Here is a 13,419-nt window from a genome sequence, read left to right as displayed (position 1 = left end):
TTTTATCTGAAAAACTTTTGCAAATTCAATGCGGTTTTCCACCCCATATACCTGGCAATTTTTTGAATAACCGGACCACCTATGCTGGGTACATATTTATTGTTTTTTATTGTAGGTAAGGCCTGTAAAGCTGTTTTATAGATATCGGGATATTTTTGATAGCTATTTACTACAATATCTAAAATTATTTTATAAGTGGCCAATTTTGCGGCATTGGATGAATTTACGCTTAATAAATGATCTGTTTTTAGTGTGGCTGACAACAATAAGCTACGCAGTTTTTCTTCAGAATCTAGTCTTGATAGGGAAGGAAGATGTTGTTTGCGGTAATAAACAAAAACATCAGGACAATAAATAATCCCTTTGCAGTTCAATATTATTCTTGCAAAAAACTCTCCATCATCATCAGTGGTCAATGTTGTGTTCCATCCACCTGCAATGGCAATAATTGATTTAGGAATTAACCAGGCATGGGTAGCAACCATCGAACCGAATGCTGAATAGCCCCCCCAAAGTTTAATTAAAAATTCATCTTTTTCAGTAGTGCTCTCGTAAAAACTGTCTTCGTAAGCGCTTGGCTGAAGGTTGGCAATATTGTCTGAATCATAAAAATGTATGGTGCTGCAATTGGCAATATAGCCTGGTTTTTCTAGTAGTACCTGGAGCTGATCTTTCAATTTATGTTCACCAAGAAGGTCATCTGCATCTAAGAACTGGATAAAATCTCCTTTAGAAATCGAGAGTCCTAAATTTCTAGCTGAAGCCGCTCCTTTCCGGTTTTGCGAAATGCTATGTATGCGTTCATTTTCAAATGTCTTTGCCACTTTTAATGAATCATCAGATGAGCCATCATCAACAATAATAATCTCAAGGTTTTGATGAGATTGAGCCAATACCGATTCAATACATGCTGATAGGTAGGATGCACCATTATACACAGGGATAATTACCGAAACTAAATCAGATTTCATCAGTTTGATGACTATTAAAAATTTGAATCCATCTATCCCGGTTCAATGTCTTGGTTGGTATGATATTATTATGGAACCAAGGTTGTTTTAAATATTCAATATAAAGTTCCTGGTTATTATCAATTTCAATGATCCGATCAATCAGATCTGAAAAATCTAGGTTGTTATATTGTAATTTCATTTTCAGTTCTCTTCCAATTGCTTTCACCTTTCTGGTTAGTCGATGAATGGGACTTTTAAAAAATTGCGGTCTGATATCAACAAAACTTTGCTGCGAAGAACGCTCAAGCATCGAAACCAATTTCCCTTTATGGGGTTCAATAAAGTCGCCAACATTGATAAAACTTTTCGGATTGAATACTTGGTTAATGTTTTCATCACCGCAATAAACAGGTAAACTGTTTAAAAGCATAGCATCATAAAGCTTCTCGGTTTGGTACCCTGGATAAGCGTAATTTTCAAAAGCGATTGTAAATTTATATTCGGACAGAAATTGACGTTTTCTTTCCCAAATATTCCCTTTGTACAGCGTATCAATAGAAGCCATATTGTTCATTGATTTGCCAGGAGCATCTATCTTTTTATATTTAGAAAGTTGTTTGTAAAACTGCTCGCGATAGGCTACCGGATTGGAATACAAAAAATTGCAAAATTTATTTTTCTGTTGAAGGATTAAATCTATATCGTTATCTGTTAACGATTTTAATAAAGATTCGGGCGCCAAACCATGCCATTGAATCCGCTTGTATTTGGGGTTTTTTACTTCATTTTCATCCGGAACACCAAAAGCCCACTCACAATGGCTAAAATCTGGTGTAATATTTTCACAAAAATAGCCTACCCTGGTATAATTCCCTTTTTGGGGAATATCATTTCCATATGGACCGAAAATGACAAATTCTGGCTCATCAGACTGTTGAAAATCAAAAAGATCACCAAGTTGCTCAATGTCAAAAACCTCTTTTTTGAAAGTTTCAAAATGCAGACCATTTTGTAGCCTAACCTTGATTGTTTTTTTTAAACCTGGCTCAGCCAAACTTTGCATAAAGAATTTTTAACTTGTATTTAAGCCGTTCAAACAGATAAACCATCAAATTATGATGTTGCCATTTATATTTGTACAGAGCGAAACTGATATATTTGAGGTAGGTTTTTTTATAATCACTTTCGTTGGCCAGGGTCTCGCTTGTTAAATGGGTTACACGGGCATCCCTGATAAGTGCATTCTTGATTTTATGCTTTTGAAGGGTGAGCCTAAAGTCGTCATCGCAAAACCAAAATTTGAATCGTTCGTCGAATAAACCAGTCGATTTAAAAACTTCTCTTTTTACAAGAAAGCACCATCCGGTGAAAAATGTTCCATTTTCGTAGCCATAATTTATAGATTTTTTTTCTACTTCAGTTTTTTCAAAGTGAAACTTTGGACAGAATAATCCAAAACTTTTTATCGTTGGGTCTACACTGATACTTTCTAAAATAGCTGTGGCCCAACCTTTATGGAAAATAAGATCATTGTTGCAAAAACAGATCAATTCGTTTTGCGTTGATGCGATGCCTATATTTAAATATTTATGGAAACCAAACTCTTGGTCTGGGTAGATTGTTTTGCTCTCTGGATATTGAAATGGCGCCAGTAATTTATTGGATTCGATGACAATGATATTGAATTTGACAAGGTCTGGATTTTCACTTGCCAGCAAAGACGCTATGGCCTGAAGCGTTGTATTTTTCAATGCTTCATTTTTGGCATAGCTTAAAATAATAATATCAATATTTGTCATTTACCTTTCTGGCTACCGTGGCATATTGCTGATACTTTGTGTCTTCAAATTTATTGTACGTGACTAGATTTAGTATGCCGACGAGAAATTTGAACTTTGGTGATAATGATTCATTAATACCTACATGCTGTATTACTTCGAAGCCTAAAGATTGGTACATTTTTTTAATACTTTTTTTGGTGAAAAACCTAAGATGGGTTTTATCCATGATCCCTGAATTTTCATACTGAAATTCACCAAGATAGAAAAGGCGGTATAAATAAGGTGCATGCCTTATATTTGGTATTGAACTTACAATTACGCCGTTTTCCTTTAAAAAAGCCTTACAATTGATTAATGTAGCCTGCGGTTCGGCTAAATGCTCCAGCACATCATTAAATACAATGCAATCGAAGTGGTTATGCGGTAATTTACTTTCAGCAGTAAATAAGCTATTATCAAACTGATCTAGTTTTTCAATTGCTGATTGAATAAACCTTCCGTCAGGCTCAATACCGAAATAGGTACAAGGGATGTTTTTTTTAACATAAGCCCCAAAAGAGCCATCTCCACAGCCAACTTCTAAGATGTTTGCAGCATCTTTTGGTATAAACTGCAGCATTTCTTCTCTTGCATGTTGAAAATAGCTATCGTCCTTAGCTTGATAATCAGTTTTACTGTACATTAATAAAAAGTTGCATCTGTCGTAATTTCCTTTTGGTTAATTACCTGATAAAAATTGTTGTAAAGGGCTTGTAAATCCAGATCAGCGGTTTGATCCTTTAACCAGGCATTTTTGCTTTCTTTTTTTAGCAACTTACCTGCAAATATCTTTGTTTTACTCCATAAACTAATATCATTGCTATCGCCTTCATACTGGTATAAAAATGCACCGATCTTTCCTTCATTTTTTAGTGTATCTTTTGAAGTAAGCGATGTGATGTTGGATGGCGTTCCTACACCCATTGCCATATAACCAGTATAATAAGCAATATTACAATTTAAATAACTTATCCGCAGTGCGAACTCCCAATCAAGCATTACAAATTGAGTATTGTACAAACCGGTGTAGGCTAATGCTGATTTTCTGATCATGAGGTAAACATCGCTGAAACTGAAAGATTTTGTAGATCCATTTTTCCATGCAGAAAATTGCTCAAATCTCGAACTTGGTTCAATTAATTCAGGGTTTGATAAATTAACTGAAAGTGCGTTTGAAATACAAAAGTCGATTTCGGGATGGGCAAGCAATTGATTTTTACATTTTCTAATGGCTTCAAAACAAAAAACATCATCATCGATAATTTTTTTGAGTAAAATTCCCTTTGCCATCATCATTGCTTTATTCCAGCCATGTGCTTGGTTTTTATCAGCTTCGATTAAGAGCTGATGGATCTTTCCTTCCTTTAATAGCGCTTTAAGGTATTCTCCGGTACCGTCAGAACTGTGGGCATCAACAACTACAATTTCTTCATCTGGCAAACAATTTTGTATCAAATGCGCCAATGTAATTTTTAGATAAGGCAGTCTGTTTTTAGTAGAAATGAGATAAGAGAGATTAATCATTTTGTTTAATAGACAGGATGGTTTTATAAATCCGGTTAGTTTTGAAATTATTTCTTAAAAAATCGATGCCAAGAATGTACCATCCCCTTAGCCTGATCGCTTCTGTATTTCCTTCATCATTTCCAACAATCTTATTAAAATAAACGATATTGTATTTTATCCATCTGCCAAAGTTTAAAAAGCTTTGTTGTAGCCAATAAAATTTTCCAATTTTTTGGCCGTTCATTACAAGCTCGTAAATATGGAGGGGAATATATGCCTCGGTAAAACCATCATGTAATTTTTTGAGATATGCCCAACGGAGTCTTGAGTGGGTTAAAAAATGCTTAAATGTTAATTCATCAGTATATAATATTTTATAGCCCAACAACCTAACCCTTAAACAGATTTCAGCATCTCCTCCTGAGGATAAGCTAACTCCTTTTCTATCGTTTAAAATAAGTGGTACAACGTTAAATTGATCGCTTATGATCACACTTTTTCTAAGTGCCATGCCTGCTCCATAAACACTATTTAAATATTGCGTTTGAGGTGCTTGTTTGCCCACTGCATAGCCATGGTAAAATTGATCAAACCAGTAAGGTTTCTCTTGCTCAAAAACCGCTGTTCCGGTACCGCCTAATATGGCTAATTCTGGATCCGATTCAAAATAAGTATAAGCAGTTTCACTGTATGTTTTATCCAACCAATTGTCATCATCACAAAAGATCAGGTAATCATATTTGGCATTTTCAATACCTTTTTTTCTGGCATGGGTGAGTCCGGGATTTGGCTCATGCAAAAAAAATGCTTCAAATGGTTGGTTTAACCTATCCCAAATTTCTTGGGCACAGGTTAAGGTCTTATCAGTCGAATTATTATCCACTACGATCAGCTCTATCCCCGGAACATTTGTCGTTATCTGGCCAGCAAGATATGCTAAGGTTTGCTGTAGCCTATTAACACTGTTATAACAACAGACAATGATTGATAGCCCTTTCATTTAATTAACCGGGTGTTCCATTGCAAATGTTAGCTTTTTGCAAGTTTTGATAACTTTTGCTTTATATAACGCATGATGCTGAATGGCATATTTATACCTAGTGCTACAACTAAACTTCCCAATTGAACAGGAATATTCCATTTGTGTAATTTGAGTAGTGTATTTTGAGCAATATATAATGGCGAATACATGTTTTCTCCTCCAAAATGAAAGAGTACGGGTTTGATGGGATGTTCTTTTGTTTTCAACGCAGCCGCAGAATTGTAATTAAAAGTCATAATACCCTTAAGTACATTAAATTTTTTAGGCGGTTTTTCAGTAGAGAAACCGGCTACAAATTGGCCATCATCATCAATAGGCAGCTGCTGGTTGGAAATCATTCCGATTGAAACCATGTCTTCTTCATTTTTCCAATTGTTATGGATTCTACCAAACCCATATTCATCATAACGTTCAGAAATCTTTCTGGCTTTATTAAAGATTTTAGTAGTTAGTTCTGTTTTTTTAAGAAAATACAGACCGCCGTTAAACAGAATAGAATGGTCGATCCCAAACTCTTTTCTGGCAAAATCTGCCTGATCTCCCCAATAATCCTCAATGGGGTGGAGTTTTCCGAGAACGGTTACATCCATTTCTTTACAAGCATCAAAAATTGGGGTCAGATCTCCAAAACAAAGCATGTCCGAATCTATGTATAACGTTTCGTCGGTTTGTAAAAAAGTATCAAGGTAAAGTTTGGTTTCGATAAACAGTTTGGCAATGTGTTCTTCTACCTTAATAAAATGAATGCCTTTATATTTTTTTTGTGGGATAATATTTGTTGCAATAAAAATGGGCAGCTCAGGGTTATGCAGTTGAATAGAGGCTGCGCAACTTAGCGCAAAATTCAAATATTTTTTAGTATTTGTACCAACTAGTATTACGGATCGGCTTGCCATTATCTAAATTTACTTTTCCAGTTAAGAAAAGGTTTTTCTATTAGGTAATAAGATACTGTTGCTACACCCAACAACAACGTAAATCTTAATAGATAATTAAACATAAACGGAATTTTATCGATAACATAAAAAGGAATAAACATATGATATAGGTAGAGACCATAGCTAATCGTTCCAATAAAGAGGATAAATCTCAGTTTTAAAATCTTATTTAACCAAGAATTCGTTTTTGAAATCTTGATTATTAATAATGATGCGAGTAGTGTAAAATTTATTCTCTCAATAATATCTTTTATCACCTGATTTGATATCAAACTGATCAAAAGCACTAACACAATGGAAAAACAAATTAATAAATTAAGATACAGATTTAGTTTTTTTACCTGCGTAGATGTAACCCGGTTTTCATAGTAAGCTAGTAAAGCCCCTGTTCCTAACCCATCCAAACATCCAAATGGTAAATATTTATACATTTCACTGTAACTAGCGGTGGCACATCGAAAAAGGATACCAGTCAAAATTGCAACCAAAATCACAACTTTTATGTTTTTATTCGGAATAAAGAATATGAGCAAAGGCCAAAAAATATAAAATTGCTCCTCTACTGATAACGACCATAAATGCGCCAATTTAGTTTGCCATCCATTTAGTACAAAAGCAAAATAAAAGTTAGATAAATAAGTGAAATGCCATGGAAATGAACCTGCTATTGATATGCGATCAAAAATTAATAAAGTGAATAGCAATAGATAATATATAGGAAAGATTCTCAAAAACCTTCTTGCATAAAAGTTTTTGAAATAACTTTTGGTAGTTACTAAGCCTAAATTAATTTTCTTTTTTTCGTTTAATAGTATTCTTGTAATTAAAAAACCACTCAAAACAAAAAAAATAGTTACTCCGGCATCACCAGTATTAATCCCAAAAGTTAAAAAACCAAACCAGTGCGATAAAATTACTAAGCCGATAGAAAGAGCTCTAATGCCATTAAGTTCATCAATAAACTTTATTCCCATCATAACTTTAATGTGTATCCATTAAGATCCAGTTTGATGGATAAATTTCTGGAGGTACTGTTTTTTGAATGTGGAAACCTAAAAAGTATTTCGGACAATAAACCATTTTGTTTGGGTTTGTGTTTAACCAAGCCGCCCACCAACTAAATGTACTGTTCGAAATAACACATATATCGGCATTTAACATATGTTGAAAATCGGTAATTTCATTAGCCTGCGAGATATATTTGTTTTTTACATAACTAAATTCTTCTGCTACGAATTTTGGATCATCACTAATAAAAACAAACAGTAAGTTGTCTTTTTCAAGTTTGGAAATGATGTTATGATAATAATCTCTGGGAAGTGAAAGATCGGGTTTTCCTAAATTTAATTGCTCAAGTTGTGTATAATCCGTTCTCCTGATATGAAATGTCGCTATTTTCTTGCCGCTGAAAATAGATTTATAAGTTCGTTCATATTTTTTTTGTACCGTTGTTCTAATAGTAAACAGTTTTCTGATCTCTTGTTGATATTCCTGAAAGTAAATTTCTGATTGAAAGTAACCAATATATTGAATATCGTTTTCTAAATTTTCTAATACTTTATACGGATAAACATCGAATCCAAAACGTACTTCTTGCTGTAAAGAAACAGGTTTTAGCGCTTTTGAAAAAAATCGTTTAAGGTGAATACTGAAAATGCTATTAAAACCGGTTATGCTAAAGATATAACGGCTTAGTAAGTTGATTAAAGAGGGCTCAAGTGTGAAATAGGCGGGAATTAAGAATTTTTCCTGACGAAGATCAATGAAATATTCAGTTTTCAGCTTTTTTGCCGTGCTATAAGCGAAAGCGTATTGAAAAAGTTGATTTCCGAGTCTCCCCTGTAATAAAACGCCTATCAAATTTTTGAACTTTTATATGTCGATAGTATCGTTAACGCCATTGCTGATGTTGCCTTAAGAAACCATCCTTTTTAACGAAAACAACATCGCATTGTGCAAGAGCTCCATCATATGGCCTGCGTGAGAACCCTGCGAAATCGTAAATGACATAATTGTTTTTACTCATAAAATCAATCACTTCGTCGAAAATTGGCATACCTTCAAATTTGAAACGCTTTAATTATCCGTTTCACGCTAAGAGATGCTAAAAGCATTTATTTGATCAGAAATTTGAATTACATTTTCTTTTGTTAGCGAATTCGAGATCGGTAAACTTAAGGTAGTTTGATGTATCAACTCTGAAATAGGAAACGATAAACCTTTGAAAAGTTTTTGATATCCTTTTTGATGGTGCGGTGCTACAGGATAATGAATTTCCGTTTTAATTCCATTTTTAAATAAAAATAACTTCAGCTCATCTCTCTGTTTAAGGCGTAGGTTAAAAATGTGGTGGACATCATAAAAACCTTCCTGCCTTACCGGCAATGTTAATTGTTTATTACTTATGGAACTGAAGTAGGCATTGGCCAGTTCTTTTTTATGTTGGTTTGATTGGTCTAAATCTTTCAGCTTAATTCTTAAAAAAGCTGCTTGTAATTCATCTAATCTGCTATTCACACCAAAATAATCATTATAATATTTTTGGTGGGAGCCGTAATTCCTGAGTGCTTTTAATTCTAAAGCCAATTCCTCATCATCAGTAACAATTGCTCCAGCATCTCCCAATGCACCAAGATTTTTGGTTGGATAGAAGCTAAAAGCACCAAATTTGCCCCAGGTACCCACCTTTTTTTGGTTAATATGCGTTCCATGTGCCTGTGCACAATTTTCAATTACAGGGATTTGATAGTGGTTGGCAATTTCCATTATCTTTTCCATTTCACAAGGTTTTCCATACAAATGCACTACCATTAGTGCTCTGGTGTTTTTGGTAATATATTGTGGAAGTAAATCGGGGTTAATGTTGTAAGTTTCTAATCTGGGTTCTACCAATACAGGTTTTAAACCAGCGTTAATAATGCTTAAAATCGTAGCAATATAGGTATTGGAAGGAACAATAACCTCTGCGTTTTTTGGAAGATTTAATGCTATTAACGACAGGTAAAGTGCATCCAAACCTGATGCAAGCCCGATACAGTATTTGCTGCCGCAATAGGACGCAAATTCATCCTCGAAAAGGCTTACCTGCTCGCCCAGTACATACCATCCTTTGTTTAAGAAATTATTAAAAACGGCAGCAAACTTCTCCTGATAAGGCTTATTTACCAATGCCAGATTTTCGTATTCAATCATAAATAAGGTTCGTAAATATAATCAGCTGCGTCGAAATACTCAGAAGCGAGCACCATCAATATTGCATCTTCGCTAAACTGATCCATTTTATGCCAATCTTCTTCTTTAATAATTAAGCATTTATCAGGCGTATCTAATGTAAAGTATTCACTTATATTTCCGTTGTTGTTAAAAATCCGGCAACTTCCCTGGATGCAAATCGCAGCCTGTATAGTTTTATGATGTCGATGTCCGCCCCTTATTGATTTATCAACACTATAAATATAAAAGATCCGCCTGATATCAAAAGGTATATTTTTTTCAATTACGGTGAGGTTTCCCCGCTCATCAGTAAATGTTTTTAAATCAACTAAATAGGCCATTTTTCTTTTTTAAAAGGTATCTGTAGACCCGTTTGATATAAGTTAGGTTAAAAAAAATCACCGTTTGAAGGATATATATTGCACCCAATTCTCTTTGCCACATAGTAGAAAGCAGGGAGCTGGGTTGAGTAGGGGAATTGTACCGGATAACTTGATTGTCGCTCACGGTTTTAATAAGTTTGCTGTTCTTTTTCAGGTTTAAAATATAGGTTCGATAAAGCTTTCTAACCTCCCTGTTAACTTTTGCCGGCCCGTATAAATTAATACCGTGCGCAATAAAATGATCATATATCCTTAAATGATGAAAATGATAATAAATTAGGGGCTGGCCATTTACCAATAACTTTCCCTGTTTTAAGTTTAAAGGGGTTTCGTTTATATTCCAGGGTGCTCTTCCAGCGGTTTTTAAATCAACATCGCAAACGTTTTTAAAATCTATCTTCCATCTGTCCAAATATTTCTGGTCAGCAAAATAACCGGTAACAGGATCAAGAACATCTTTACACCATGTTAAACATTTTTTCATCCAATCCTGGAGCAAGATTTTGGCATCAGCTGTGTTTGGAAAAGACTGGAAACTCACATTATATCGACCATAGTTTTCTAAAAATAAAAGGTTGGAAGAAAAATCGTGCGGTGTGATGAGTATGTCGTCTTTTTGAAAGTGGGTTAAGATTACCGATGGATCGGAAAAAAAGTAAACATCAGCATCTAGTGTTGTTATTCTTGCGCAATCTGGAAAGGTTTCTAATATATAAAATGGTAAAACAGGGCTTAAAGTAAAATAGTATTCAACCTTGTTCCTGTTATTTTTAGCGATTAATAAATCGGGATATTTTTTTTCTATTTCTGGCAATGAAATAACAACAAGCTGAGGGTTATTTTGGTTATAAAAATAGTTTGCGGTTTCTTCATCTAATGCTAAAATGAAAAGCTGATAGTTCTGCTTTAAAACCCGGGTTAACGAATCAATTAAACATAAACCCCTACTTAAATAATTGATATCAAAAAGAGTGGCAAAGTTCATGGTTTTTTGATAGCTTCAATAAATAAAGAATCAGGTTTTCGAACTTCACCGTCTTTCCCATCCAGTTCAAAACCTACCCAATTGGGAATATTGCTGGTAAAGGCGTTGGTTACGGTTACATTTGAGAATCCCAAAGTTTTGAGCAAATGACCTAAAGAATAGCGGTCGTACATCCATTGGTGTATTTCGCCTCCTAATCTGAAACGGCCAATTTGTAGCGCTGTTTGATCCTGGGCTTTCATTTTGAATGGATTTAATCTTCGTACCACTGCTTTTCCCAAATCGATCAGCGACCTTCTTTTTTTTGGTGATGGTGTAGTTACACTGTTAACAACGTAATTTCTTAAAGCTTTCCCTTCTTCGCCAATGCGTTGGAAAACAAATGCTTCATTTATGATCTTATCCTGAAAGAGATAATTGGCCATGTTGCCGCCGCCGTAATTTCTAACGGTCTGATCGTACATTTCCAATAACATCCATTCGTAGTTGGCTCTGGTTTGTTCGTTTTGCTCATCTTGTAGCCCGCTATCCAAAAATTTAAGATAATTTCTTGCAATTTGCTCCAGATCGGGAACCGCAATTCTGATGATGCCATTTGGCGCTAAAACCCGGTAACATTCGGCTAGAAATTTAAAACCATCAGGCCTGGTGAAGTGTTCAAGGACGTGAGAATGGTAAACAACCTCAAATGATTCATCTGGCATTGGAATTCCTTTTAGTAAATTATGCTGAATCACATGTTTGTCCGTACTGATAAAGTCCAGATTGGTCCATATTTCATCCGTCGAAAAATGATTTCCGCATCCTAGATTTAGATATGCCATTTTTTAAATATAAATCCTTCCCAAATTAATTTTTTATTTTCAAGCATTGATGGTGGCATAAAACCGTTGTCGAAAGCACCTAAAAAATCGTACGTTTTTTCGAAGTGCGCCAATAATTTTTCTTTATTAAAGAACCAGCAGGGATAACTTGCTTCATGGATTTCTGCTGGTACCTGTTGAAGGCAGATCATATCTTCGTGATCTATAACGATAGCTGTCCGATCGAAAATAATGAAAGGTATTTGATAAGAGATAAATTTATCAAGCCATTCGTAAGGGTTTTCCAGGTATTGTAAAACGCTACTTAATATTAAAACATTGGGTTTTTGTTCTTTTAAACAGTCTTCAATATTTGAATAAAATTTTAAATCTTCGTTTTCAAAAAATTGTTTTCCCGTTTCTACAAAATGAGGTTGTTCCACAATGCACCAGGTTATCTTTTTTACATCTTGGAGAAATTTTTTGTTCTGATAATAGGTTGATCCTAAAGAGCCTCCAAAATCAATGATGCAAAGCTCATTGTTATTGGCAAGTGCAGCTTTTTGTAAACCTGCCAAAAGCCCCCAACTGTATTGAATTTCGTCAAAAATAACTGAATCCCGTTCGTATACTGCTTCGCCATCTCGGACCTTTAAGAGCGCATTTTTGCATTCTTCTAAAATATTTTGTGCATCATACCCTGTTGATGCTTTTTTTGCTTCTTCCCAGCTTGGGTAGGGTGTAAACCATGCAAATTCGGTAGTTTTTTTAAGTTTCCTAATCATTTTAACCAAAGGCTTAGGAACAACTTGCTTGAGTATTTTTCGGGCAGATTTTTTAAAGTCGTTTTGGTAATGCCTATAAAGCTTAACAAAGTATGCGCTATTTATTTTTACTGGTAATTTATTGCCATAAAAATCACCTTTACCACTATAACCCAACCTCATTGCTTTTAAAACCTGAGGATCTATTTTTACCTCCTGTTTTATCAAGTCTATTTTATTTTGCAATAGTGGAGGTAATACATTAAAGGTAGAATGGGTTGCATCATTTAAATAGAGGTGTTGGGAGATAGATTCGTTTGGATACAGCGTTAACCAGTCATTCAACACACAAGTTGCCGTCCATTGAACATCCCAGGCAGAAACCGCATTGTTTATTTGTGCAATCAATAACCCCTCCATATCAAAAGCACCATTACTATTGAATTTTTTTATCAGTTTTTTGCTTTTGAGTTCATCCAATAATTTCTGTCCATTATATTCATAGGCGCTCCATCTATAACCCCAGGTAGCCCAACCTAAACAATCGGGATATGGTAAAAAGAATGATCTTGGATATTTAGCGCCATTGGCAAAAAAATTACATGCCCCGATTGATGAAACTTTTGGATGATTTTCATATAGATTTAAAGCATCATTCATGAAATCTAAAAAGAATGGCGAGATGATTAAGTCGTCTTCTAAAACGATAATTTTACCGTGTTTATTGATTACTTCGGTTACGCCTTTAATAATTGAGGGTGCGCAACCCAGATTCGTTTCAGCTTCTACAACATGGGTTTCTTTACACCAATTTTTACTTTTTACAAATTCTCTTACAGCGTTAATCTTCTTAATCTCGGTTGAATCAGCGTTTTTCTTGGCGCCGTCGCAATAAATATATAAAATTGAGTGTTTAGCAAGCTGGTTTGCCATCAAAGAATCGAGCAAACGTTCGGTATTTAATACCCGGTTATAAACAAATAATATGATTGGGGCCAGCGACATAAAGTTA

15 protein-coding genes are annotated in these 13,419 nt (G+C 34.7%); all 15 read right to left on the bottom strand.

Translation table 11 applies throughout. From position 1 onward, the window contains the following. Positions 1–2: 2 nt before the first annotated feature. Genes LQ227_RS04435 through LQ227_RS04365 form a run of 15 tightly spaced genes read right to left on the bottom strand, consistent with a single transcriptional unit; the run spans position 3 to position 13,412 of the window. Positions 3–971 carry a glycosyltransferase family A protein gene (locus LQ227_RS04435; protein WP_230148402.1) on the bottom strand — a complete coding sequence of 323 codons (969 nt, stop codon included), beginning with the start codon at positions 969–971 and terminating at the stop codon, positions 3–5. Next, on the bottom strand, positions 961–2,016 hold the full coding sequence (locus LQ227_RS04430) for a glycosyltransferase family 10 domain-containing protein (RefSeq protein WP_230148399.1): 1,056 nt from the start codon (positions 2,014–2,016) through the stop codon (positions 961–963). The genes LQ227_RS04435 and LQ227_RS04430 overlap by 11 nt, the downstream gene beginning before the upstream one ends. After that, positions 2,000–2,752: a glycosyltransferase family 2 protein gene (locus LQ227_RS04425; RefSeq protein WP_230148397.1), complete on the bottom strand. Its 753-nt coding sequence runs from the start codon at positions 2,750–2,752 to the stop codon at positions 2,000–2,002. The genes LQ227_RS04430 and LQ227_RS04425 overlap by 17 nt, the downstream gene beginning before the upstream one ends. Further along, entirely contained in the window at positions 2,739–3,416 is a 678-nt protein-coding gene (locus tag LQ227_RS04420) for a class I SAM-dependent methyltransferase (protein ID WP_230148395.1), read from the bottom strand. The genes LQ227_RS04425 and LQ227_RS04420 overlap by 14 nt, the downstream gene beginning before the upstream one ends. After that, a complete protein-coding gene (locus tag LQ227_RS04415) occupies positions 3,416–4,297 on the bottom strand; it encodes a glycosyltransferase (RefSeq protein WP_230148393.1) in 882 nt (293 codons plus the stop codon). The genes LQ227_RS04420 and LQ227_RS04415 overlap by 1 nt, the downstream gene beginning before the upstream one ends. Beyond that, a complete protein-coding gene (locus tag LQ227_RS04410; RefSeq protein WP_230148391.1) occupies positions 4,290–5,279 on the bottom strand; it encodes a glycosyltransferase in 990 nt (329 codons plus the stop codon). Before LQ227_RS04410 ends, LQ227_RS04415 begins: the two co-directional genes overlap by 8 nt. Positions 5,280–5,308: 29 nt before the next feature. After that, positions 5,309–6,217, bottom strand: a complete 909-nt coding sequence (locus tag LQ227_RS04405) for a hypothetical protein (protein ID WP_230148389.1) — start codon at positions 6,215–6,217, stop codon at positions 5,309–5,311. Then, positions 6,217–7,236: an acyltransferase gene (locus LQ227_RS04400; RefSeq protein ID WP_230148387.1), complete on the bottom strand. Its 1,020-nt coding sequence runs from the start codon at positions 7,234–7,236 to the stop codon at positions 6,217–6,219. Before LQ227_RS04400 ends, LQ227_RS04405 begins: the two co-directional genes overlap by 1 nt. 4 nt (positions 7,237–7,240) lie before the next feature. After that, a complete protein-coding gene (locus LQ227_RS04395) occupies positions 7,241–8,119 on the bottom strand; it encodes an alpha-1,2-fucosyltransferase (RefSeq protein WP_230148385.1) in 879 nt (292 codons plus the stop codon). Positions 8,120–8,150: 31 nt separating this feature from the next. Continuing rightward, positions 8,151–8,315, bottom strand: coding sequence for a hypothetical protein (locus LQ227_RS04390; RefSeq protein WP_230148383.1), 165 nt, complete (start codon positions 8,313–8,315; stop codon positions 8,151–8,153). Between the two features lie 38 nt (positions 8,316–8,353). After that, complete coding sequence (locus LQ227_RS04385) at positions 8,354–9,451, bottom strand: DegT/DnrJ/EryC1/StrS aminotransferase family protein (RefSeq protein WP_230148381.1); 1,098 nt, start codon at positions 9,449–9,451, stop codon at positions 8,354–8,356. Beyond that, a complete protein-coding gene (locus LQ227_RS04380; RefSeq protein WP_230148380.1) occupies positions 9,448–9,813 on the bottom strand; it encodes an FdtA/QdtA family cupin domain-containing protein in 366 nt (121 codons plus the stop codon). Before LQ227_RS04380 ends, LQ227_RS04385 begins: the two co-directional genes overlap by 4 nt. Then, a complete protein-coding gene (locus LQ227_RS04375) occupies positions 9,797–10,840 on the bottom strand; it encodes a hypothetical protein (RefSeq protein ID WP_230148378.1) in 1,044 nt (347 codons plus the stop codon). Before LQ227_RS04375 ends, LQ227_RS04380 begins: the two co-directional genes overlap by 17 nt. Next, positions 10,837–11,664: a methyltransferase domain-containing protein gene (locus tag LQ227_RS04370; protein WP_230148376.1), complete on the bottom strand. Its 828-nt coding sequence runs from the start codon at positions 11,662–11,664 to the stop codon at positions 10,837–10,839. The genes LQ227_RS04375 and LQ227_RS04370 overlap by 4 nt, the downstream gene beginning before the upstream one ends. Next, positions 11,652–13,412, bottom strand: coding sequence for a methyltransferase, TIGR04325 family (locus LQ227_RS04365; RefSeq protein WP_230148374.1), 1,761 nt, complete (start codon positions 13,410–13,412; stop codon positions 11,652–11,654). Before LQ227_RS04365 ends, LQ227_RS04370 begins: the two co-directional genes overlap by 13 nt. Between the last annotated feature and the right edge of the window lie 7 nt (positions 13,413–13,419).

The sequence above is a fragment of the Pedobacter sp. Bi27 genome, assembly GCF_918698255.1.
Taxonomy (GTDB): domain Bacteria; phylum Bacteroidota; class Bacteroidia; order Sphingobacteriales; family Sphingobacteriaceae; genus Pedobacter.
The sequence above is the reverse complement of the archived record's forward strand: the minus strand, read 5'-3'. Positions and strand labels throughout refer to the sequence as shown.

Bases quoted from the DNA above. Each gene is read 5' to 3' on its own strand.
- LQ227_RS04370 (WP_230148376.1), bottom strand. From the start codon at position 11,664: ATGGCATATCTAAATCTAGGATGCGGAAATCATTTTTCGACGGATGAA.
- LQ227_RS04390 (WP_230148383.1), bottom strand. From the start codon at position 8,315: ATGCCAATTTTCGACGAAGTGATTGATTTTATGAGTAAAAACAATTAT.
- LQ227_RS04375 (WP_230148378.1), bottom strand. From the start codon at position 10,840: ATGAACTTTGCCACTCTTTTTGATATCAATTATTTAAGTAGGGGTTTA.
- LQ227_RS04420 (WP_230148395.1), bottom strand. From the start codon at position 3,416: ATGTACAGTAAAACTGATTATCAAGCTAAGGACGATAGCTATTTTCAA.
- LQ227_RS04435 (WP_230148402.1), bottom strand. From the start codon at position 971: ATGAAATCTGATTTAGTTTCGGTAATTATCCCTGTGTATAATGGTGCA.
- LQ227_RS04430 (WP_230148399.1), bottom strand. From the start codon at position 2,016: ATGCAAAGTTTGGCTGAGCCAGGTTTAAAAAAAACAATCAAGGTTAGG.
- LQ227_RS04410 (WP_230148391.1), bottom strand. From the start codon at position 5,279: ATGAAAGGGCTATCAATCATTGTCTGTTGTTATAACAGTGTTAATAGG.
- LQ227_RS04425 (WP_230148397.1), bottom strand. From the start codon at position 2,752: ATGACAAATATTGATATTATTATTTTAAGCTATGCCAAAAATGAAGCA.
- LQ227_RS04380 (WP_230148380.1), bottom strand. From the start codon at position 9,813: ATGGCCTATTTAGTTGATTTAAAAACATTTACTGATGAGCGGGGAAAC.
- LQ227_RS04405 (WP_230148389.1), bottom strand. From the start codon at position 6,217: ATGGCAAGCCGATCCGTAATACTAGTTGGTACAAATACTAAAAAATAT.
- LQ227_RS04400 (WP_230148387.1), bottom strand. From the start codon at position 7,236: ATGATGGGAATAAAGTTTATTGATGAACTTAATGGCATTAGAGCTCTT.
- LQ227_RS04385 (WP_230148381.1), bottom strand. From the start codon at position 9,451: ATGATTGAATACGAAAATCTGGCATTGGTAAATAAGCCTTATCAGGAG.
- LQ227_RS04365 (WP_230148374.1), bottom strand. From the start codon at position 13,412: ATGTCGCTGGCCCCAATCATATTATTTGTTTATAACCGGGTATTAAAT.
- LQ227_RS04415 (WP_230148393.1), bottom strand. From the start codon at position 4,297: ATGATTAATCTCTCTTATCTCATTTCTACTAAAAACAGACTGCCTTAT.